The 21,264-nt window shown below is 66.2% G+C and carries 22 protein-coding genes; 12 read left to right on the plus strand and 10 right to left on the minus strand.

Translation table 11 applies throughout. The features are described 5' to 3' along the window. The first annotated feature begins 28 nt into the window (after window positions 1-28). The 7 genes from B9N93_RS02875 to moaC all read left to right on the plus strand — a co-directional run bounded on the left by B9N93_RS02875 (window position 29) and on the right by moaC (window position 6,119). Window positions 29-1,447, plus strand: coding sequence for a DUF6513 domain-containing protein (locus B9N93_RS02875; RefSeq protein ID WP_085210708.1), 1,419 nt, complete (start codon window positions 29-31; stop codon window positions 1,445-1,447). Beyond that, entirely contained in the window at window positions 1,444-2,025 is a 582-nt protein-coding gene (locus B9N93_RS02880) for a DUF447 domain-containing protein (RefSeq protein ID WP_085210710.1), read from the plus strand. Before B9N93_RS02875 ends, B9N93_RS02880 begins: the two co-directional genes overlap by 4 nt. Then, window positions 2,022-2,699 (plus strand): (5-formylfuran-3-yl)methyl phosphate synthase, encoded by a 678-nt coding sequence (locus B9N93_RS02885; RefSeq protein ID WP_085210712.1) that lies wholly within the window; start codon window positions 2,022-2,024, stop codon window positions 2,697-2,699. The genes B9N93_RS02880 and B9N93_RS02885 overlap by 4 nt, the downstream gene beginning before the upstream one ends. After that, entirely contained in the window at window positions 2,696-3,058 is a 363-nt protein-coding gene (locus tag B9N93_RS02890) for a hypothetical protein (RefSeq protein WP_085210714.1), read from the plus strand. The genes B9N93_RS02885 and B9N93_RS02890 overlap by 4 nt, the downstream gene beginning before the upstream one ends. 76 nt (window positions 3,059-3,134) lie before the next feature. Further along, window positions 3,135-4,145 (plus strand): quinone-dependent dihydroorotate dehydrogenase, encoded by a 1,011-nt coding sequence (locus B9N93_RS02895; protein ID WP_085210716.1) that lies wholly within the window; start codon window positions 3,135-3,137, stop codon window positions 4,143-4,145. 227 nt (window positions 4,146-4,372) lie between these two features. Then, window positions 4,373-5,575: a methyl-accepting chemotaxis protein gene (locus tag B9N93_RS02900; RefSeq protein WP_085210718.1), complete on the plus strand. Its 1,203-nt coding sequence runs from the start codon at window positions 4,373-4,375 to the stop codon at window positions 5,573-5,575. Between the two features lie 64 nt (window positions 5,576-5,639). Beyond that, complete coding sequence (moaC, locus tag B9N93_RS02905; protein WP_085210720.1) at window positions 5,640-6,119, plus strand: cyclic pyranopterin monophosphate synthase MoaC; 480 nt, start codon at window positions 5,640-5,642, stop codon at window positions 6,117-6,119. Window positions 6,120-6,181: 62 nt separating this feature from the next. Here moaC and B9N93_RS02910 read toward each other — a convergent pair whose 3' ends face one another. The 6 genes from B9N93_RS02910 to B9N93_RS02935 form a co-directional block, all read right to left on the minus strand. After that, entirely contained in the window at window positions 6,182-6,814 is a 633-nt protein-coding gene (locus tag B9N93_RS02910; protein WP_085210722.1) for an FABP family protein, read from the minus strand. Window positions 6,815-6,893: 79 nt separating this feature from the next. After that, a complete protein-coding gene (locus B9N93_RS02915; protein WP_085210724.1) occupies window positions 6,894-7,388 on the minus strand; it encodes a dihydrofolate reductase in 495 nt (164 codons plus the stop codon). A gap of 339 nt (window positions 7,389-7,727) precedes the next feature. Further along, on the minus strand, window positions 7,728-8,636 hold the full coding sequence (argB, locus tag B9N93_RS02920; protein ID WP_085210726.1) for an acetylglutamate kinase: 909 nt from the start codon (window positions 8,634-8,636) through the stop codon (window positions 7,728-7,730). Continuing rightward, window positions 8,636-11,167 carry a phosphomannomutase/phosphoglucomutase gene (locus B9N93_RS02925; RefSeq protein ID WP_254899323.1) on the minus strand — a complete coding sequence of 844 codons (2,532 nt, stop codon included), beginning with the start codon at window positions 11,165-11,167 and terminating at the stop codon, window positions 8,636-8,638. The genes argB and B9N93_RS02925 overlap by 1 nt, the downstream gene beginning before the upstream one ends. Before the next feature lie 131 nt (window positions 11,168-11,298). Beyond that, window positions 11,299-11,760, minus strand: coding sequence for a dUTP diphosphatase (dut, locus tag B9N93_RS02930; protein ID WP_085210728.1), 462 nt, complete (start codon window positions 11,758-11,760; stop codon window positions 11,299-11,301). Window positions 11,761-12,246: 486 nt separating this feature from the next. Continuing rightward, the gene (locus B9N93_RS02935; protein WP_085210730.1) at window positions 12,247-12,708 is read right to left on the minus strand and encodes a Spy/CpxP family protein refolding chaperone; all 462 of its coding nucleotides are present in this window, start codon (window positions 12,706-12,708) and stop codon (window positions 12,247-12,249) included. A gap of 182 nt (window positions 12,709-12,890) precedes the next feature. Here B9N93_RS02935 and B9N93_RS02940 point away from each other — a divergent pair, with 182 nt between their 5' ends. Further along, on the plus strand, window positions 12,891-13,568 hold the full coding sequence (locus B9N93_RS02940; RefSeq protein WP_085210732.1) for a response regulator transcription factor: 678 nt from the start codon (window positions 12,891-12,893) through the stop codon (window positions 13,566-13,568). Window positions 13,569-13,572: 4 nt separating this feature from the next. Further along, complete coding sequence (locus B9N93_RS02945; RefSeq protein ID WP_085210734.1) at window positions 13,573-14,937, plus strand: HAMP domain-containing sensor histidine kinase; 1,365 nt, start codon at window positions 13,573-13,575, stop codon at window positions 14,935-14,937. Here the strand turns inward: B9N93_RS02945 and coaBC are convergent. Beyond that, window positions 14,932-16,137 carry a bifunctional phosphopantothenoylcysteine decarboxylase/phosphopantothenate--cysteine ligase CoaBC gene (gene coaBC, locus B9N93_RS02950; protein ID WP_085210736.1) on the minus strand — a complete coding sequence of 402 codons (1,206 nt, stop codon included), beginning with the start codon at window positions 16,135-16,137 and terminating at the stop codon, window positions 14,932-14,934. The genes B9N93_RS02945 and coaBC overlap by 6 nt on opposite strands. A gap of 102 nt (window positions 16,138-16,239) precedes the next feature. Here coaBC and radC point away from each other — a divergent pair, with 102 nt between their 5' ends. Continuing rightward, entirely contained in the window at window positions 16,240-16,914 is a 675-nt protein-coding gene (gene radC, locus B9N93_RS02955; protein ID WP_085216150.1) for a RadC family protein, read from the plus strand. 27 nt (window positions 16,915-16,941) lie between these two features. Further along, window positions 16,942-17,607 carry a class I SAM-dependent methyltransferase gene (locus B9N93_RS02960; RefSeq protein ID WP_085210738.1) on the plus strand — a complete coding sequence of 222 codons (666 nt, stop codon included), beginning with the start codon at window positions 16,942-16,944 and terminating at the stop codon, window positions 17,605-17,607. A gap of 18 nt (window positions 17,608-17,625) precedes the next feature. Here the strand turns inward: B9N93_RS02960 and B9N93_RS26160 are convergent, their stop codons facing one another. From B9N93_RS26160 to B9N93_RS02975, 3 genes are all read right to left on the minus strand, one after another. Continuing rightward, window positions 17,626-18,090 carry a transposase gene (locus B9N93_RS26160; RefSeq protein ID WP_085216151.1) on the minus strand — a complete coding sequence of 155 codons (465 nt, stop codon included), beginning with the start codon at window positions 18,088-18,090 and terminating at the stop codon, window positions 17,626-17,628. Beyond that, entirely contained in the window at window positions 18,018-18,389 is a 372-nt protein-coding gene (locus B9N93_RS26165) for a transposase (RefSeq protein WP_085210740.1), read from the minus strand. Before B9N93_RS26165 ends, B9N93_RS26160 begins: the two co-directional genes overlap by 73 nt. A 72-nt stretch (window positions 18,390-18,461) precedes the next feature. Next, window positions 18,462-18,791, minus strand: coding sequence for a PilZ domain-containing protein (locus B9N93_RS02975; RefSeq protein ID WP_085210742.1), 330 nt, complete (start codon window positions 18,789-18,791; stop codon window positions 18,462-18,464). Window positions 18,792-19,134: 343 nt separating this feature from the next. On the opposite strand from B9N93_RS02975, the gene B9N93_RS02985 reads away from it, so the two are divergent. Then, window positions 19,135-21,018, plus strand: coding sequence for a sodium/proton-translocating pyrophosphatase (locus tag B9N93_RS02985; RefSeq protein ID WP_085210746.1), 1,884 nt, complete (start codon window positions 19,135-19,137; stop codon window positions 21,016-21,018). Window positions 21,019-21,264: the final 246 nt, after the last annotated feature.

Below are 21,264 nucleotides of genomic sequence, written 5' to 3' on the forward strand. Positions count from 1 at the left end.
CCCGGCCTTTTCCACCCGGAAGCCCCCCATGTCCGAACACATCCTCTTCCTCACCGGCAAACTGGCGGAACCGCAACTCCGCCGCGTCCTGGAGGAGATGAACCCCGAGTTCGGCTACACCGTCCACCAACTCGGGCTCACCGTCGCCGCCCTGATGACCGCCGACATGATCCGGCGGCGGCTCAAGGACACGTTCGGCGCGACCCGCATCCTGGTGCCGGGACGCTGCCGGGGCGACCTCGCCGCCTTGGCCCAGGATTTGGGCCTGCCGGTCGAGCGCGGCCCGGACGAATTGCACGACCTGCCGGAATTCTTCGGCAAGGGCAAGCAGAAGCCCGATATCAGCCGCTACGATCTGCTGATCTTCGCCGAGATCGTCGAAGCCCCGCAGTTGGACATCGACGGCATCCTGCGGCGGGCGCGGGATTACCGGAAAGACGGGGCCGACGTGATCGACCTGGGTTGCCTCCCGGCCACGCCGTTCCCGCACATGGAAGACGCGGTGCGGGCGCTCAAGGCCGAGGGTTTCCGGGTCAGCGTCGATTCGCTGGACAACGATGATTTGGTGAAGGGCGGTCAGGCCGGGGCGGATTTCCTGTTGAGCCTCACCGAGGAGTCGCTGTGGATCGCCGACCAAGTGGCCGCGACCCCGATCCTGATTCCGGCCCGGCATGGCGATTTGGATTCGCTGGACCGCGCCATCGCCGCGCTTGAAGCCAAGGGCCGGGCCTTCATCGTCGATCCGATCCTCGACCCGATCCATTTCGGCTTCACCGACTCGATCCTGCGCTACCACGAAACCCGCCGCCGCCATCCCAGCGTGGAAATCATGATGGGCGTCGGCAACCTGACCGAGCTGACCCACGCCGATACCGCCGGTATCAACGCCACGTTGTTGGGCATCTGCTCGGAACTCGGCATCCGCCATATCCTCGCTACCCAGGTCAGCAAGCACGCCCGCAAGGCGGTACGGGAAGCCGATTTGGCCCGGCGCGTGCTGTTCGCCGCCCGCGCAGCCAACCGTTTGCCCAAGCATATCGACGATGGCCTGATGGCCCTGCACGAACGCGCTCCGTTTCCCTTGAGCCGGGCCGAAATCGAAGCGCTCTACCAGCAGGTGAAAGACCCGAGCTACCGCATTTTCATCAGCCCGGAAGGCGTGCATATCTTCAACCGCGAGGGGTTCCACAGCGCCGAAAATCCGTTTGATCTTTATCCCAAGCTGGGCGTGGAACAAGATGGCGGCCATGCCTTTTATCTGGGCGTGGAATTGGCGCGGGCCGAAATCGCCCAGAAATTGGGCAAGCGTTATGCCCAGGACGAGCCTTTGCGCTGGGGTTGCCAAGTCGATGCGCCGGAACAGCAGACGGTCGATCCCCATGCCTATAAGCCCGCCGGAACCACCTTGCAGAAAGCCCCCTCCCCCGAACCCGACACCACCGAATGATCCGCGAAACCCTCATCACCAGCCTTTCACCCGAAGGCGTCGCCCACATCGCGCCCATGGGCGTGCATGTGCTGGACGACGGCACCCTCGTCATCCTGCCGTTCCGGCCCTCGACCACCCTCGACAACCTTTCCGCCAGCCGCCACGCGGTCGTGAACTATTGCGACGATGTGCGGATATTCGCGGGCTGTTTGACCGGGCGGCGCGATTGGCCCTTGCTGGCGGCGGAACGGGTGCCGGGTCAACGCTTGGCCGCGGCCCTGGCCCATGCCGAATTGGAATTGATCGAGATAGCAGACGACCCGACCCGGCCCCGGCTGCGTTACCGGGTCATCCACGAGGCCAACCATGCGCCGTTCCGGGGGTTCAACCGCGCCCAATCCGCGGTGCTGGAAACGGCCATCCTGGTCAGCCGCTTGCACATGCTGCCGTGGCATAAGATCGAGGCGGAATTGGCCTACCTCCGCATCGGCCTCGACAAAACCGCCGGTCCCCACGAACTCGAAGCCTGGGGTTGGTTGATGGAAAAGATCGAGGCGTTCCGGCGCGCAGCTTCGGCGCAAGGGGAATCCGCATGACCGGGATGCTCGCCAGCGTCGCCAGCTTGGACGAAGCCCGGCTCATCGCGGGCCTGGGCGTGGATATCATCGACCTGAAACAACCGGCGGCGGGCGCTTTGGGCGCGTTGCCGGTGGCGGACGTGGCGCGGATCGTGGCGGAATTCGGCGAACACCACACACTCAGCGCCACCGTCGGCGATTTGCCGATGGCGGCGGAGCACGTGGTCCCGGCGGTCGCGGCCATGGCGGCCACCGGGGTCGATTACGTCAAGATCGGTTTTTTTCCCGGCGGCGATTGGGCCGGGGTGATCGAAGCCTTGCGGCCCCACACGGCGGCGGGCGGGCGCTTGGTGGCGGTGCTGTTCGGCGATGGCGGCCCGGAACTGGCTTGGGTAGCACGTCTGGCGGAAGCGGGTTTCGCCGGGGCCATGCTGGATACGGCGGACAAGAGCCGGGGTTCGCTCAGGACGGTGTGCGAGCCCGGTTTCCTGCGCGGCTTCGTGGCGGAGACGCGGCGGCATGGGCTGTTGTGCGGCTTGGCGGGTTCGCTGCGGGCGGTGGATATCGCGCCCTTGCGGGCTTTGGGACCGGATTATCTGGGCTTCCGCGGCGCCCTGTGCGGCGGCAACCGGGTCGGAACCCTCGACGTGGACGCGACCCGGCGCATCATCGACCAAGTCCACGCGCCATGAACCGCACCCAAGTCCAATGCCTCGCCGTCCTCGTCGCCTTTTTCATCATTGATTTCGGGCCGATTTCACCGGTCTGCCTGATCGGCCTCTACGCGGTGATCGCCCGGCCCCGCTGGCTGTTGCGACTGGTCCGGGCGGTCTATCGCCGCGCCGGACATCTCCCCTCCCCGGTGCCCCCGCTCCGACCGGGCGAGGCGACACCGACCCGCGTACGCTGCTTCCTGGGCCTGCTGGGCCTATTCTTGCTGGACGTGGTGCCTATTCCGGTCACTTCCAGCGTGGCCCTCTTCATCCTGCTGACGCGGCCCGCGTGGTTTTACCGGAAGGTGGAAGCGATCTACGCCGACCGGGCGGCTTGATGCCGCGCCGTATCCGGGCGACCCGTCGATTGGCCTTGCTATACTGCTTTCCCCTAGCAACCCCCGACCATCCGCCATGTTCTATCCACTCATCCGCCCCGCCCTGTTCCGCCTGCAACCGGAAACCGCCCATCACCTCACCCTAGTAGGACTCCAAGCCCTGACCCGCCTGGGCCGGTTCAACCCGCTGGCACGCTGCCCCAAGGGCCGACCGCGCAGCGTGATGGGCCTCGAATTCCCCAATCCCGTGGGACTCGCCGCCGGACTCGACAAGAACGGCGCTTGCCTGGAAGGCTTGGGCGCTTTGGGCTTCGGCTTCCTGGAAATCGGCACGGTGACGCCACGTCCGCAACCGGGGAACCTGCCACCCCGGCTGTTCCGCCTGCCGGAAGCCGAGGCCCTCATCAACCGCATGGGCTTCAATAACAAAGGCGTGGATTATCTGGTGGAGCGGGTCAAGGCCACCCGCTACACCGGCATTGTCGGCATCAACATCGGCAAGAACCGCGATACCGCCGTCGAGAACGCGCTGGAGGATTATCTGGCCTGTTTGCGCAAGGTCTACGCCGTGGCGGCCTATGTCACGGTGAATATTTCCTCGCCCAACACGCCGGGGCTCCGCAGTCTGCAAACCGGCGAAAACCTCGATCATTTGCTGGCTGGGCTGGCCGCCGAGCGCGAAACCTTGGCCCAGCAATATCAGAAGCGCGTGCCGCTCGCGGTGAAGATCGCCCCCGACCTGGAACCCGCGGATATCGAGTCCATCGCCGACGCCTTGCTCCGCCACGGCATCGACGCGGTGATCGCCACCAATACCACGGCTTCCCGCGCCGGCGTGGAAGGACTGCCTCATGCGGAGGAAACCGGCGGACTCAGCGGCAAGCCGGTGTTCGAGCGTTCCACCCAAGTGGTGCGCCAGTTCGCCGCCGTCCTGGATGGCAAGTTGCCCATCATCGCCTGTGGCGGCATCGCCAGCGCCGACGACGCCCGCCAAAAGTTGGACGCCGGGGCCAGCCTGGTCCAAATCTACACCGGGTTGATCTATCGCGGCCCCGGCCTCGTGTCCGCCATCGTGCGCGGGCTTTGACCCCACGCCCGCCCGCCGCCGCGAAACCCCGATGGAACCGAATGGAATCCGGGCCATCGGTTCCGGGACCAAGCCGGGTGTTCCGCCCCCGATCCACCGCCCCAACTAATACGGGTTAAGAAATCGTGACTACACTTCTCGACAGTTAAAGCGGAACTCCCTGGATCGCTTGGCTTCGCCGCCGGTGGATTCCGCCCACCCCCTCCCCAGCGCCGCGGAGCAACCCCATGTTCAAATTCATCACAGAAAGCCTCAGCCTCGCCCGCCAGATGTACCTGAACACGGTGGTGGGCATCATCGGTATCGCCGCCATGGCGACGGTGGATGTCTACCACCCCAACGACGACGGCACCAATAGCTCGATCATCGTCGGCATCGCGGTGGCCACTTCCCTGCTGATGCTGTCGCTCGCCACCTTCCTGGGCAACTCCGCCAACCGCCGGGCCGAAACCCTGGTGAACGGACTCAACGCCATCGCCGAGGGTGATTTCACCCACCGCATCCGCCTCTCGGGCCAGGACGAATTCGCCTGGATGGCCGACCGCGGCAACACCGTCTCCAAAAACCTCGCCAAGACTATCCGCGATATCCTCGACGGGGCCGGACAGCTTTCCCAAGCGGCGGAACACCTGTCGAACATCACCACGCAAAGCCGCCAGCGGGTGTTCAACCAGAACATGCAGACCGAGCAAGTGGCCTCGGCCATGACCGAGATGTCCACCACCGTGCATCAGGTGGCACAGAACGCCTCCCGTGCCGCCGAAGCCGCCCAGGACGCCGACCAACAGGCCAAGAGCGGTATGTCGGTGGTGAAATCCACCATCCAGAGCATCGATTCCCTGGCCTCGGAAGTGGGCCGCACCTCGGAAGCCATCAACAAGCTCAAGGAAGACAGCGTCAGCATCGGCGCGGTGCTGGATGTGATCCGCGGCATCGCCGAGCAAACCAACCTCCTGGCACTCAACGCCGCCATCGAAGCCGCCAGGGCCGGCGAGCAAGGCCGCGGCTTTGCGGTGGTGGCGGACGAGGTGCGCACCCTCGCCAGCCGCACCCAGCAATCCACCCAGGAAATCCAGGGCATGATCGAGCGCCTGCAAACCGGGGCCAACCAAGCGGTGGCGGCGATGGCCCAGGGCAAAACCGCCGCCATGAACAGCGTGGACCAGGCGGTGAACGCGGGCCGCTCGCTGGAAACCATCAACCGCTACATCGACACCATCAAGGATATGAACACCCAGATCGCGGCGGCGGCGGAAGAACAAAGCGTGACCGCCGAGGAAATCAACCGCAACGTGGTCAATATCAGCGGTATTTCCCGTGACACCGCCGACGGGGCCGAGCAGACCGCCAACGCCAGCGGGCAACTGGCGCGGCTGGCCTCGCAGTTGCAAGACCAAGTGGGCCGCTTCCGCATCGGTCTGGCGCGATAACCCCGGCACGTCCGGGCAAGGCGTGGCTTTATAATGGCCCGCCTTTCCACCCCGGACGCCCGCCATGACCGAACTCACCCATTTCAACGCCCAAGGTGCCGCCCACATGGTGGACGTGGGCGACAAACCCAGCACCCAGCGCAGCGCCGTGGCCGAAGGCTATATCGAGATGCGCCCGGAAACCCTGGCCCTCATCCTGTCCGGCAGCCATAAAAAAGGCGATGTGCTGGGTATCGCCCGCATCGCCGGCCTCATGGCGAGCAAGAAAACCGCCGATCTGATTCCGCTCTGCCATCCCATCGCCCTCACCCACGCCAGCCTGGACCTCGAACCCCAGCCGGAACACCAGCGCGTGCGCTGCGTCGCCACCGTGAAAACGGCGGGCCAGACCGGCGTGGAAATGGAAGCCCTGACCGCCGTGCAAGTGGCGCTGTTGACGATCTACGACATGTGCAAGGCGGTGGACCGGGGCATGACCCTACAGGCCATCCGGCTGCTGGAAAAGGCAGGCGGGAAATCGGGGGAATGGCGGCGGGAGGAATGACAGCGGTGGGCATGGGTACATGCCCACCCTATGGCTGGGCGCAAACCCAAACCGGAAATGCGCTAACGGCGGGCCAAGGGATTCGGGGTCGGCTCCCCGATCTTGACCAAGGTGTTGCTGTCGCGGTGGTGGAAAGGCTCGGCCCGGCCCCGGATGAGCAGCACGGTATCCTCGTCGTAAGACCACGTACCGTCGTCATGGACATCCACCTTGATGCGGAATTCGGCGGTTTTGAACCCATGGTTCAGGAACGGCGTCCCCAGGATGCCATAGGCTTCCGCCCCCTCGGTCGCGACCAGTTCGAAGCTTTTGGCGTCGGCCCCGGCCCGGCCCACCGCCAGCGCGACCAAACCGCGGGGAATGGTCAAGGTCTGGATCAGCGTGCCGGTGGCGGGTTCCCATAGCCAATAACCGACTTGGTCGTGATAGGTCTTCACCTGCCCCGGCTTGACGATATGGGTGTGGTAGCGCAGGCCGTATAGCAACTGCGGGCCGTTGGTCTGCGGATCGATGGGTTGAAGTTCCATGCGCTCGACGAACGCCTGTTGCTTGCCGCCTTCCGGTTTGGGCCGGATATCGATCCCGTCCGCGCCCTGCCAGATGCCCGCCAACGCGGCCAGCGGGCCGAGATTGCCCAGGGTGTCGATATCGATGTCGGAAGCTTCGGTGTAGATGTCTTCGGGGAAATCGGCCATGGGTATCCTCGTGCGGTGGTGGCGGTGGGTGGCCCGATGATAGGAAAATCCGTCCAGCCTGGAACCGGTCCGGCGGTTATCAATCCGCCCGTTCCAGCGTCACGAAACTATAGCCCAGGCCGCTGTCGGGGTCGCGTTCGATATCCTCCCGCGCCGTTTCCCGCCAGGGGCCGGGATCGAACTCCGGGAAAAAGGTATCGCCCGCGAACTCCCGCTGGATCAAGGTGAGATAGAGCCGGTCGGCCCTGGGCAGGCATTCCCGGTACAGCGCAGCCCCGCCAATCACCATCAATTCATCCGCGCCCGCCTGCTCCGCCGCCCGCAAAGCGGCCTCCAGACTGTGGACCACCACGCACCCCGCCGCCGTATAGGCTGGATTGGCGGTCAGCACGAGATTGGTGCGCCCCGGCAAGGGTCGGCCTATCGATTCGTGGGTCTTGCGGCCCATGAGGATGGGCTTGCCCAGGGTGATTTGGCGGAAGCGCTTGAGATCGGCGGACAAATGCCAGGGCATCCGCTTGTCCACGCCGATGACGCGGTTCGCGCCCATGGCGACGATCAGGGAGATTTTCATAGCGTTTCGCATCTTTCCGTCAAGGCAACGCAAAGGGATTCACAAGGGTCAGGCGGTTTTCGATGGTTTGACCATGCTGCATGTCCTCGCTGTAAGGATTTGGTCGGAAATAACTTCCCGAAATCAGATAGCCATGGGAATGGCGCGATAGTTCCATCGTGGCAGGAAATCGTCGAAGATGATCGTCATGGTTTGGAGGAGGTCGGCGGAACACTTCTTCACCGTGGCTTAGACCCCGTCCAGGATATCCACCGTCACCTTCAATCCGGTGGAGGTCTTGGCCCGTTCCATGGATTGCTTGGCGATGGCGACGGAATGGAACACCACGCCCTACAGATACTAACGCCGCAGCAGCAAGGTGCCGATCCCCCGGTCGGTCAGCAGTTCCAGCAGCACAGCGTGATCGACCCGGCCATCGATGATGTGGGCGCTGGCGACTCCGCCGTTCAGCGCGTCGGTGGCGCAACGCACCTTGGGGATCATCCCGCCGCTGATGGTGCCGTCGGTGATCAAGTCCTCCACCTCCGCCAGCGACAGCCCGGTCAGCAAGCCGCCCTGTTTGTCCAGGATGCCCGCCGTGTTGGTCAGCAGCATCAGCTTCTCGGCCTTCAACACCTCGGCCATCTTGCCCGCCACCAGGTCGGCGTTGATGTTGTAGGAGAAACCGTCGTCGCCGACCCCGATGGGCGCGATCACCGGGATGAAATCGCCGCGCACCAGGGTATCGACGACGCGGGGGTCGATGCTCTTGACCCGGCCCACATGGCCCATATCGATGATCTCCGGCTCGTCGGCTCCCGGCGCGAGCTGGGTCAGGGCGATCTTCTCCGCCCGCACCAAATCGCCGTCCTTGCCGGTCAGGCCCACCGCCCGGCCGCCGTGCTGGTTGATGAGGTTGACGATCTCCTTGTTGACCAAACCGCCCAGCACCATTTCCACCACGTCCATGGTCTCGGCGTCGGTCACCCGCATCCCCTGCACGAATTCGCTGGTCTTGCCCAGCCGTTGCAGGAGGTTCCCGATCTGCGGCCCGCCGCCGTGGACCACCACCGGGTTGATGCCCACCAGCTTGAGCAGCACGATGTCGCGGGCGAAGCTCTGCTTCAGGCGCTCGTCGGTCATGGCGTTGCCGCCGTATTTCACCACCAGGGTCTTGCCCTTGAAGCGCTTGATATAGGGTAGCGCCTCGATTAGGACGTGGGCGATTTGGGATGCGGACGCGGTTTCCAGGGCGGATTGCAGTTTCATCAGGGGTCGAGCCTCTCCGAGAGCGATAAGGGGAAGGAAAGCTTGGGTTTGACCTTTTGCAATAGGGTTTTGAATTCGCCCTGGATGCGCAGGAGGGTATCGGGATTGTCGGCTTCGAAGCGCAGCGCCAGGGTCGGGCTGTCGGGATCGTCGCGCACCAAGCCCCAGCCGTCGGCGAAATCGACCCGCAGCCCGTCGATATCGGTGATCCGCGCATCGGCGAAATCGGCCTGGGCGCGGACCTGTTCCAGGAACCGGGGTTTCTCCGCGTGGGACATGTTGATGCGCAGTTCCGGGAGCTTGACGTTCTCGGGCAGTTCCGCGAACACCTGGGCGGTGGGGCGCGGGTCGCCGGACAGGATTTCGAGCAAACGGGCGGCGGCGTACAGTCCGTCCTCGAAGCCGGACCAGCGCTCCTTGAAGAAGAAATGCCCGGCCAAATCCCCGGCTAGCAGCGCCCCGGTCTCCTTGAGCTTGGTGTGGAGCGGCACCGCGCCGACCTTCCACATCAAAGGCCGTCCGCCGTTGCGCACGATGTGGCTGGCGAGGTGGCGGGTGCATTGGGCGTCGAACACGATGTCCGAGCCGGGCTGGCGCGACAGCACGTCGGCGGCGAACAGCATCATCTGCTGGTCGGGCCAGATGATCTTGCCGGAGGAATCCACCACGCCCAGCCGGTCGCCGTCGCTGTCGAAGGCCAGTCCCAGGTCGGCCCGTTCCTGGCGCACGGCGCGGATCACGGTGGCGAGGTTGGCGGTTTGGCTGGGATCGGGGAAATGGTTGGGGAAAGCGCCATCGACCTCGGTGTAGAGCGGCAATACCTGGCAGCCGATTTCCTGGAACAAATCCGGGGCGAAGGGGCCGGTGACGCCGTTGCCGCAATCGATCACGACCTTCATCTCGCGGCCCAACTGGGTGTCGTGGACGATGCTCTCGGCGTAATCCTGGAGGATGTTCTGTGCCTCCAACATCCCGTTGCCGCTGGCGAAATGATCGTGTTCGATGCGTTCCTTGAGCTTCAGGAGTCCGTCGCGGTCCGGGCGCTCGCCGCCGATGAGCAGCTTCAGGCCGTTCTGGTCGGGGGGCGCGTCGCCGCCGGTGAGCATGACGCCCGATTCCAACCCCAGCGCGTGCAGGGCGAAATACAAGGCCGGGGTCGGCACCCGCCCCACGTCGATTACCGAGCAACCGCTGGCGGTCAAGCCCCGGCCCAGGGCCTGGGCCAGTTCCAGGCTGGAGGCGCGGCCATCGCGGCCCATGGCCACCGTATATTCGCCGCGCTCGCGGATTTCGCTGCCGATGGCCCGGCCCAGCAGTTGCATCGTCTCGGCGGTCAGGTTCGCGCCCACCGTGCCCAGGATGTCGTAGGCGCGGAACAGGGCGGGGTCGAGGCTGACGGCGGGAGCCGTTGGCGGGGTGGCGGCGGTGGGGATTTCGACCGCGGGCAATTCGGTGATCTCGGGTTCCGCCAGCACGATACTGAAGGGATTGTATGGGCCTTCGGCGGGAAGGCCCGGCAGCGGGGCCGGGACGCTAGGTTCGGACGCGGTGGGGGACGCGGGCGGCGGTCCTTTCAATTGCTCCAGTTGCAGCGCCAGCCGTAGCGTATCCCCGAGCTGGAGCGGATAACGCCGCGGTCCCTTGCCGGAAAGGGCATCGCGCACCATCAGGACGATATTGTCCTGGTCGTGGCGCAGGGCGGCGGTGGCCCAGCGCTGGGCGAGATAAGCCCCGGCCGCGATGAGCAAGGCCGCCAAACCGGCGTAACCCAGGAACCAAGGCAACTCCGCCCCATCGGAACGCGCTCCCCAATAGGCCAGGGTCCAGGGCGTGCCGGGCACCGGCACCGTGCCGTCCGGCGGCGTGGACTTGAGCGCCGTTTCACCCTGGAAGGCGAAGCTGAGGTTTTGCTGCTTGAGTTCCAGGCCGCCCCGGTCGAGCTTGGGCAGGGCGGCGGTGGCGAGTTTGGGGGTGAGGCTGGCCAGGACGACCCCATTGCCTCCGGCCAGGGGCTTGGCCAGGGCGATATGGGCATCCGGCGTGTTGGCGGCGTGCAGGGTGGGCGGCATCGGCTGGGAACCCGCCTGCCGCACCGCGTCCAGGTCGGCATAGCCCATGCGCGGCGTGCGTTGCTCGTCCGGCACGTCGAGGCTGTCGGGCAACAGCCGCACCAGCAGGGCTTCGGGCAAGGCGCGGGTCAGCCGTTCTTCCGCGGCCCGGATGCGGTCGGGTTCCCCGCCGCCGAGGATGCGGGCGTAATCGGGGTCTTGGGCCTGCTGTTCGAGGACGCCGCCGCTCAGGGCCAGGACGTGGGAAAGATGGGCGGCAGCGGTTTCGGCGACCCAGCGCGAACCTTGCAGGCTGGCCGTTGCCTGCCCCTGGATGGCGAGCGTGTAAAGCCCCCAGGCGCTCCCCACCAGGCCGAGCAAGGACAAGCCGCCGAGACCCGCGAACAACCGGGCGAGGTTGAGGCGCGGCCCGCTTTCGGAATCGTGCTTGGACTTGAGCGTGAATTTGAGCTTGGGTTTCATCGGATACCGTCCGGTCCGGCCTGGGCGGGTGTGGACGGGAGCGCTGCGCAGGGTCTCATCGGGTCTCCTCAAATCGGCACGGGGCTGGAATCGGGTGGTATCCGCAGCGGTTCGGGTCCGGGCGGCGGCGCTTACGACTGGCCGGTATGGCCGAATCCGCCCGCACCCCGTCCGGTGGTGGTCGAGAAACCGGCGACGAAGCCCAGTTCGACCTGTACCACGGGTTGAAACAGGAGTTGGGCGATACGGTCGCCCGGCCGCACGGTATAGGGTTCGCCGCCATCGTTGGCCAGGATCACGCCGATCTCGCCATGGTAGTCGGCGTCGATCACGCCGATGCCTTGGGCGACGCGGACGCCGTGCTTCAAGGATAGCCCCGAACGCGAGGCCACGATGGCGACCAGACCGGGGTCCATCATATTGAGCGCCAGCCCGCTGCCGATCAAACAGCGGCCACCCGGCGCGAGGGTCACGGGTTCGGCGATACAGGCGCGGAGGTCGATGGCGGCCGATCCGTCCGTGGCGTAGGTGGGCAGCGGGACGCTATCGCCCAGCAGGTCGTTGACGATGCGGGCTTCGATCATTCTTCGCATAAAAGGTCCGTGGTGTTGAAGTGTGCGCCGTCCCGGCCCGCCGCGGGACGGAAGGTGCGGGGGACGGGGATTCCGGGCCGGGATTGGCGTGGGGACGGGAAACGGGCGGGGGCATGATGGTTCGGGGGGCTGTCAGCTTGGGCTGCTTCTGTCCTGGATCGGGCCGGGGCGGAAAAATCCGTGGCCCGCCACGCCCATACCGGACCCGAAGTCCGGTTTCGCGGGGGAGTTTAATCTGGATGGGGAAGGCTTCACAACCCGGCGGGAAGCGGGGGCGGGAGCCGGTTCGACCGGACCCGCCCGGATTGCGGGGGGATGGTTGGGATGGGGTATTTCGCCGACGGGTCCGGGGTCCGGTCAGGGGCGCTGGATGCGCTCACGCCGGGCCAAATTGACCGACCACACCAGCAGTCCTACGAGCACGGTGCCGTTGACCAGCAGCCAGAGGTGGATCAAACGTTCCATGGGGAACTCCGGGACCGGACCTTAGGGTTTGCCGAAGCGCTCCTTGAAATTCGCCAGGTTCTCCTGGGCTTGGCGCCGCTGGTCCGTAGTCAGCAATTCGAAGATCGCGTGGTCCAGGCGGGCGTGGCCTATCGCCACTTCCATCAGGGCCGGGGCGTCGGCTTCGACCAGGGTCTTGGCCTTGTCGTCGCTGTAATCGGACGAGAACGCCAATTCCATCAGTTTCTTGCGGGCTTGGTGGCCGGTTTCGGCCTTGCCGCGGAGCGCTTCGCCCTGGGTCTTGAGCAACTCGGTGATCTTGGTTTTCTGGGCCTCGTCGAGGCTGATGCCATTCAGGAACGGGGGCAGCCGGTCCGGGGCGAAGCCGGGTTTGCCGCCGTGGCCCTCGAACGCGCAATTGGGCGGATTGGCCGACGCGGCCCAGGGCAGGCCGAGCAGGCAGGCGGACAGGAAAATGCGGCGTAGGATAGGACGGTATTTCATGGGGATTGCCTCGTGGCGGATAGGGGTTCGCGGTATGCCTCCCCTGTGGCGGTAAGTATTCCAGCAGCCCACGTAAACGGGGGTTAAGCCCAATGTAAAACTATGTAAAACCCAGGGTCCGCGACCTCCGGGCCGGTGGGCTTTGGCTATCATCGGGGCGGCCATCCACGGGAAGACGAACCATGAACCTGTTGTTGATCGATGACGATGAGGAACTGGCGGGGATGCTGGCGGAATACCTGCGGGGCGAGGGCTTCGCGGTGACGGCGCTGCACGACGGGGTTAGCGGGGTGGAGGCGGCTTTGTCGGGCCGCTACGCCCTGGTGGTGCTGGACGTGATGATGCCCGGCATGAACGGCATCGAGGCGCTCAGCCGGATCCGCCTGCACAGCCGCTTGCCGGTCTTGATGCTTACCGCCAAGGGCGACGATTTGGACCGCATCCTCGGCCTGGAACTCGGGGCCGACGACTACGTGCCCAAGCCCTGCACGCCCAGGGAATTGGCCGCCCGCGTCCGCGCCATCCTGCGCCGCACCCAGAACGCCCCGGAAACCGACGCCGCGCTCGCGGTCGGTCCCCTGGCCCTGTATCCGCATAAACGCGCCGCGTCCTGGGAGGGCCGTCCCTTGGACCTGACCAGCACCGAATTCAGCCTGCTCGAAATCCTGGCCCGCCAGGCCGGCCAGGTGGTGGGCAAGGGCGAATTGTCCGAAGCCGCCCTGGGCCGGCCCCTGGTCCGCTTCGACCGCAGCATCGATGTCCATATGAGCAGCATCCGCCAGAAGCTCGGCGCGAGGCCGGACGGCGAATCTTGGATTCAGACGGTGCGGGGCCGGGGCTATTTGTTCGTGAAGGAGTGAAGCCATGGGCCAACTGTTCTGGAAACTGTTCCTGGCGATCTGGCTGGCCCAGGTCACGGCGGCGGCGGGAGTCGGGGCGCTGGTATCCTGGCACCATCGCAGCGAGCGCGAGGCCATGGGCGGGGTATTGGTGCGCGGGCACGCCACCCTGGGCGTGGGGGCCGCGGCCGATGTGCTGCGCTGGGGCGGGCTGGCGGCGCTGCGGGATTTCCTAGCCGAGGCCGGGGACGGGCGGGGGCCGCCGGTCTACGCGGTGGATGAACAGGGCCGCGACCTCCTGGGGCGGGTTTTACCCCCGGAGCCGCTGGAACAAGCCCGGCTCTGGGCGCGGACCGGAGATTATCCCCGGCAAATCCGGGAAATCCCGGCCCAGGACGGCCATCGCTACTTGTTGTTCATGCCCGTGCCCGAGGCGCTCCCCGGCGAACCGCCGCCGCCGCCGCCTCCGCCGCATCGGTATGGCAGGCCGCCGCCCTGGCTGGTGCTGGGCGCGGCGGGGTTCTTGACCAGCCTGTTGTTTAGCGCGTGGCTGGCGTGGTATCTGTCCAAGCCGATCCGGCATCTGCGCTCGGCCTTCGCCGCGCTGTCGCAGGGCCGTTTGGAAACCCGCGCCGGGCCGGACATGGGCCGCCGCCGCGACGAACTGGCCGACCTGGGACGGCATTTCGACCATATGGCCGAGCGCATCGGCCAGTTGGTGCAAGCCCAGCGGCGCTTGCTGCACGATGTGTCCCACGAGTTGCGCTCGCCCCTGGCCCGCTTGCAAGCGGCGGTGGGTTTGGGTCGCCAGCGGCCGGAACAGGCCGCTGCCAGCCTGGACCGCATCGAACGCGAGGCCGGGCGGCTCGACGCCCTGGTCGGCGAGGTGCTGACCCTGTCGCGGCTGGAGGCCGGGATGCCGGGGGCCAGGGTGGAAGAGGTCGATCTGGGCGAGTTGGTCGAGTCTATCGTCGAGGACGCCCGTTTCGAGGCCGCGGCCAAGGATGTGGCCGTGGTCTGTCCCGAACTGGGCGAAATCCCGATCCGTGGCTACGGCGAATTGATCTACCGGGCCATCGAGAACATCGTGCGCAACGCGATCAAGCACACCCTGCCCGGTGGCCGCGTCACCCTGGAAATCGACGCGGCCAGTGATGCGCGGCGGGTGCGGCTGGCGGTGCTGGACCAGGGACCGGGCGTGCCCGAGGAGCGCTTGGCCGCGATTTTCGAGCCGTTTTTCCGTAACGCCGATGGCGGTGGGCCGGAGGGCTTCGGCTTGGGACTCGCCATCGCCCGGCGGGCGGTCGAGGCACATGGGGGTTCGATCAGCGCCCGTAATCGGCCGGAGGGCGGGTTCCGGGTCGATCTGGCGTGGTGCCGGGAGCTATGAGCCGGTGGCGCGGTAGCGCTCGGCGATCAGGCGGACCAGTTGTTCGGCCAGCCGCCGCTTGGGGGCGAAGGGCAGCCGGGTGTCGCCGCCCGGCCAGCATACGAACAAGGCGTTGTCCTCGGCATCGAAGCCCAAGCCCTGGCCGACCTGGTTGGCGGCGACCATATCTAGCGCCTTGCCCGCGAGCTTCTGGCGGGCATAGTTTTCCAGGTCGTGGGTTTCGGCGGCGAAGCCCACCGTGAAGGGACGCCGCGCCAAGCCCGCCACGGTGCCGAGGATGTCCGGGGTCCGGGTCAGGGCGATCTGGGTTTCGGCCAGGGTTTTCTTGATCTTTTGCGGTGCCGCCGCGACCGGGGTGTAATCGGCCACCGCCGCCGTCCCGATATAAATGCCGCAACTTTCCGCCCGCGCCATCACCGCCGCGTACATCTCGGCGGCGCTTTCCACCGTCACGAACTCATGGACCTGCGGCGGCGGCAGCGCCGTGGGACCGCTGACCAGGACCACTTCAGCGCCTTCCGCCAACGCGGCTGCGGCCACGGCATAGCCCATCTTGCCGGAACTGCGGTTGCTGATGTAGCGCACCGGGTCGATGGGTTCCCGCGTGGGACCGGCGGTGATGAGGACGCGGATTCCGGCCAAAAGCCCGGTACCACCCCGCCCCGCCGCCAGCGCGGCCAGGATCGCGGCGGGTTCCAGCATCCGTCCCGGCCCGGTTTCGCCGCAAGCCTGCGCCCCGCTGGCCGGGCCGAGGACGCGCACGCCGCGCCGTTCCAGGCAGGCGATGTTGTCGCGGGTGGCGGGGTGGTCCCACATGGCGTGGTTCATGGCCGGGGCGATGGCCAGGGGCACGGTGGCGGCAAGGCACAGGGTCGAGAGCAGGTCGTCGGCCAGCCCGGCCCGGAGCTTGGCGATGAAATCGGCGCTGGCCGGGGCGATCAAGACCGTGTCGGCCCACCGTGCCAGTTGGATATGGCCCATGGCCGCTTCCTGGGCGGGATCGAGCAGTTCGAGGTGGACCGGGTGGCCCGACAGGGCTTGGAAGGTGAGCGGGGCGACGAAGCCGGTGGCGGCCTGGGTCATCGCCACTTGGACCTCGGCCCCGGCCCCGGTCAGGAGGCGGGTCAGTTCCGCCGCCTTGTAGGCCGCGATGCCGCCAGTGACGCCCAGGAGTATCTTGTGTGAGGCTAGGGGATGCATGGGGTTTGTGTTTGGAACGGGATGGAATGGCTCGGGCTTATGGCAATTTTGCGGGTGGCGCTCTATCCTTGGTCGCGTTTTGTTGGCATCCGCGAGCTTCCCATGCCCATCACCGATTGGCCCGACGACGAGCGGCCCCGCGAAAAGCTCTTGCTGCGCGGGCCGGGCGTGCTTTCCGACGCCGAATTGCTGGCGATTTTCTTGCGTACCGGCGTCAAGGGCAAGACCGCCGTCGATTTGGCGCGGGAGTTGTTGGTGCGCTTCGGTTCCTTGCGGGCCTTGCTGGAAAGCGATTTCGAGAGCTTCAGCCGCAGCCCCGGCCTCGGCAGCGCCAAATACGCCCAGTTGCAGGCGGTGTTGGAGATGGCGCGGCGGCATCTCAAGGAGGGCCTCAAGCGCGAAAGCGCCCTGACCAGCCCGGACCTGACCCGCCGCTATCTGTCCTCGCAGTTGCGCGGCTATCCGCACGAGGTGTTCGCCTGCTTGTTCCTCGACAACCAGCACCGGGCCATCGGCTTCGAGGAGTTGTTCCGGGGCACCATCGACGGGGCCAGTGTCTATCCGCGCGAGGTGGTGAAGCAGGCGCTGGCCTTCAACGCCGCCGCAGTGATCTTTGCGCATAACCATCCCTCGGGTGTGGCCGAGCCGAGCGACGCTGATAAATTCATCACGGTGAAGCTCAAACAGGCTTTGTCGCTGGTCGATATCCGGGTGCTGGACCATTTCATCGTGGGCGAGGGCGATCCCTATTCATTCGCCGAACATGGCTTGATTTAACCGATTGGAACCGATGGACCCCATAAAATGCAGCGTATCCCCGAACCCGAATTGATGGACGACACGGCCCAGGCCCGCGCCTATGCCGAAGCCGATTTCTCCGAGCCGCACCAGCGTTTCGTGACCCTGTTCCAGGAGGCTTTCCCAGGGGAAACCCTGGCCGGGACGGTGCTGGACCTGGGCTGCGGTCCGGCGGATGTTACCCTGCGCCTGGCTCGCGCCTATCCCCTGTGCCGAATCGACGGCCTGGACGGGGCGGCGGCGATGCTGGAATGCGGGCGCGAGGCGGTGCGGCGGGCGGGTTTGGACGACCGGGTGCGCTTGGTCGAAGGCTATCTGCCCGGCGCGGTGCCGCCCTTGGCGACTTACGATGCCGTGGTGTCGAATTCCTTGCTGCACCATCTGGCCGATCCCAGGGTGTTGTGGGCGTCGATCCGGCGTTGGGGCGGGCCGGGCGCTCCGGTGCTGGTGATGGATTTGATGCGGCCGGACGGTCCCGCTGCGGTGGACGCCTTGGTCCTGCGTTACGCGGCGGACGCGCCGGCGGTGTTGCGGCGGGATTTTGAGCATTCGCTGCGGGCCGCCTACCGGGTGGAGGAGGTCCGGGCGCAGTTGGTGGAGGCGGGGCTGCCGACCTTGGCGGTGCGCCCGGTGGACGACCACCATCTCGCGGTGTGGGGCCGGTTGGATTAGAAGCTGTCTGGCAAAAGCTCAGACACATTTTGCAAGGGTGGTCCTCAGCATGGCGATGCGGATAACGTTCTCGGCGGTGGCGGTAAGGGTTTCGAAATCCTTGCTCAACCGGCGGAACGAGCCGAACCAGGCGAACGTCCGCTCGACGATCCAGCGTTTCGGCAGGACGGCGAAGCCGTCCACGATCCTTTGCGAGATGTGCAGGACCAAGCCCAGCTTTTCCTCCACGTATTCGACCGCCGTGCCGCGATAGCCCGCGTCGCCGGAGAATGCCTCGATGCCGGGATGCTTCTCCGCCGCCCGGCGCATGACTTCGCAGCCGCGTACGGTGTCGCTCAGGTTGGCGGCGTGGACCTCGACATGCAGCAGGTGGCCCAGGACGTCCACGACGATGTGCCGCTTGTGCCCCTTCACGCGCTTGCCGCCGTCGATCCCCCGCTCCTCGCTGGCGTACTGGGTCTTGACGCTCTGCGAGTCGATGATGGCGTAGCTCGGGGAACCGGCCCGATGCTTTTTTTTCGATGCCGCGCGTTGATCTCGTCCAGGGCCGTTTCCCAGACCCCGGCCTTGTTCCAACGGCTGAAATGGTCGTACACGGTCTGCCAGGGCGGGAAGTCCTTCGGCAGCATCCGCCATTTGATGCCGCCCTCCACCACGTACAGGATGGCGTCCACCACCCGCTTGCGCGGGTGCTTGCTGGCATTGCCACGCCGGTCCTTCGGGCGGAAGTGGTGTTCGATCAACGACCATTCTTCGTCGCTCAGGTCGCTCGGATAGCTCATGTCGGGGAACCTTGGAAAATCAACGGGGGCTTGACTCTACATGAATTCCTTTTTGCCAGACAGTTTCTTAGCTCAAAACAGGGCGACCAGTTGGCGCAGACGTTCCTGGTTGGCGGGGGAAATATCGATGATGTGGAAACCGACCCAATACCGGCCCGGTTCCAGGCTGGTTTCGGTCCATAGGCTTTCGGCCCCGAATTCGGCCTGGGCGCCCTGGCCGAGTTCTCCAGGCAGGTCCAGGGCCAAGGCATAGACCCGGCTGGCGGGCACCACCTCCGGGCATAGCAGCATCAGGCCGTCCAGGCCGATATCGGCCAGATGGCCCAGTGCTACGCCGCGGTTGAGGTCGCGGACTTCCAGGGGGTGGGTCACCATTTTTCTCGGGTTTTTCCTTCTATCCATCGTCGCCGTTCGCTTTTGGGTTATTGTTGTCAAGCACGCGCCCAGGTTCCACGCGGAGGTTTGAACAGCGTCTGGGACATAAGGGTATCCGTGGCGTAGGCGGTCTTCAATCCCGCGCCCCGCGCCTTGTGCTGGAATGGCAATTGCTCTAAGGTACGCCGCTTTGCGAAAGGGCGGAAATCAAGGGGTTGGGGGCTGACGGGGGCGCTTTCCGGCCACCCTGGCCCATCGCCGATGGGATTCCGCCAGGCTTCCAGGGCGGCGCGGATGCGCCCGTCCACCCTCCGGGCCACGCGCCCAATTCCCCGCACCGCTTCCAGAATTCCATCCTAAGGAGATCATCATGGCCTTATCTCTCATGGCCTATGCGCACGAGGGGGCGCGGGCGGTCCTCGGCGACCGCCGCGCCAAGACCCTTGTTTTGTTGGGACTCGCCGAAGCCTTGTGCGCGGGCGGGGTCTTGGGTTGGGGCATGGCCCTGGCCTTCGTGGCGGGTTTGGCCGCCGTGGTCTATGGCGTGCTCGCCCTGCGTTGGATCGGCGCCAAACCCCAAGGCGACGACCGGCTGCGGCAAGCCGCTTCCGGGCCGGGGCGGGCGATTCGTTCTTGTTGGGAGTCCCGCTACCCTGGGCTGGCCAAGTTCGGCGGGGCCGGGTTCGTCCTGATTGCCTTGACCCTGGGCTGGGCCGTGGCCTGGGGTTGTGCCCTGGGTGTGGCCTTGGCCGGGTGGCTGGTTTGGGCGGGGGTGGAGGTTCCGGCCTTGGCCCGGCACCGTGCCGTCGAAGCCGCCCGTTCGGGGGCGGGACCGGCTTTCGCCGTGGTGTTGCGGGGTGGGGCGGCGCTGGGCGGATTGGCGCTCGGTTTGGGCGTGTTGGGGCTGGCCGGGTATTACAGCCTGCTCATGGCTGCGGATGCCCAGGAAGCATTGCGGCCCCTGGTGGGCGTGGCCTTCGGGGTTTCCCTGGTGGCCTTGGCGGCGCGGCTGGAAGCTTGGGCCGGAGGCGGCGCGGCGGTGGTGCTGGATTTGTGCGAGACCTATATCGCCACCCTGGTCGCCACCATGTTGCTGGGCGGATCGCTGGCGGCGGAGGCGGGCCGGGCCTATCCCTTGGTGCTGGCCGGTGTCGGCTTGGCCGCGGCCTTGGCGGCGGTCGCGGTCGCCCGCCTCGACAAGGGCCGCAAGATCGTCGAGACCTTGTATCAGACCGCGTTGCTGGCGGTGGGTTTGGCGCTGGTTGTGGATTATCCGGCGACCCTGGCGGCTTTCGCCGGTGTCGGCGCGGAGGTGTCGGCCCATGGCGTGTTCTTCGCCGCCGTGTTGGGCGGGGCGCTGACCCTCTTGCTGGCGGTACTGGCCGAATACCATGCGGACAACGGGCGGGGGCCGGTGCGGCGGATCGTCGAAGCCGACGCCATCGGTCCCGCCGCCCGGATCGGGGCCGGGTTCGCGGTGGTTTTGCGCTCGACCACGGGGCCGGTGTTGGCGGTTTGCGCTTGCCTGTGGGGTGCCCACCAAGCGGCGGGCTTGTATGGCATCGCCGTCGCCGCCACGGCCTTGGTGTCCCTGGCCGGGGTGTTTGTCATGCTGGATGCCTATGGGAGCGGATTGGACGGATTGGCCGCACAGGCCGGTTTGCCCAAAACCGCCCGCGACGCCACCGCCACCCTGGATGCGGCGGGCGCGGCGGTGCGGCCCGTGGTCCGGGCTTACACCGTCGGCGCGGCGGGCTTGGCGGCCTTGGCCTTGTTTTTCGCCTATGCCCGCGGGCCGGGGGGCGCGGTGGCGCTCGATCTCGGCGATTACCGGGTTGTCATCGGTGTGTTCGTCGGCGGTTTGTTGCCGTATTTGTTCGGGGGTTTGTTGATGGAAGCGGCGGGCCGCGCGGGCCGCGATATCCAGGAGTCGCTGGTGCCCGCCGCTTTGCCGCTGGCCGTGCCGGTCCTGGTCGGCGTGGCCTTGGGCAAGGCGGCGTTGGGCGGGTTGATGGTCGGCGTGATCGTGACCGGCCTGTTCCTGGCGGTCGCGATGCTGATCGGCGGCGCGGCCTGGGAAAGTGCCAAGCGCTATTTTGGCAACAGCGTCCGCGCCAAGTCCGGCCCGGAATCGGGGGCCGATCCGGTGGGCGGGGGCGAGGATGGCTTCTACCAAGCCGTGGTCGGCCCGGCTCTGCCGCCCCTGATGAAACTGGTCAACCTGGTGGCGTTGTTGATTGTGTCCTGGTTGTAGGCCGACCCGTCCGCGCCCAAGGCCGACCGGGGGGTCGGCCTTTTTTTATGGGCAAAAAAAACTCCGCCCGGTGGCGGAGTCAACTACTCAAGGGGGAGGTAAAGAGAAATGGGTGCGCCAACCGGGTTGAGGTGTCCCGGCCTGGCCGGGAGCTTGTTGCGCTTGGTGGATAGTATTGCGGAATCATGCAAATCAGAAAAATCGATAAATTTTATTCGATACATAAGGCGGCTTTATCTATCGGGG

The organism is Methylomagnum ishizawai (genome assembly GCF_900155475.1).
GTDB lineage: Bacteria > Pseudomonadota > Gammaproteobacteria > Methylococcales > Methylococcaceae > Methylomagnum > Methylomagnum ishizawai_A.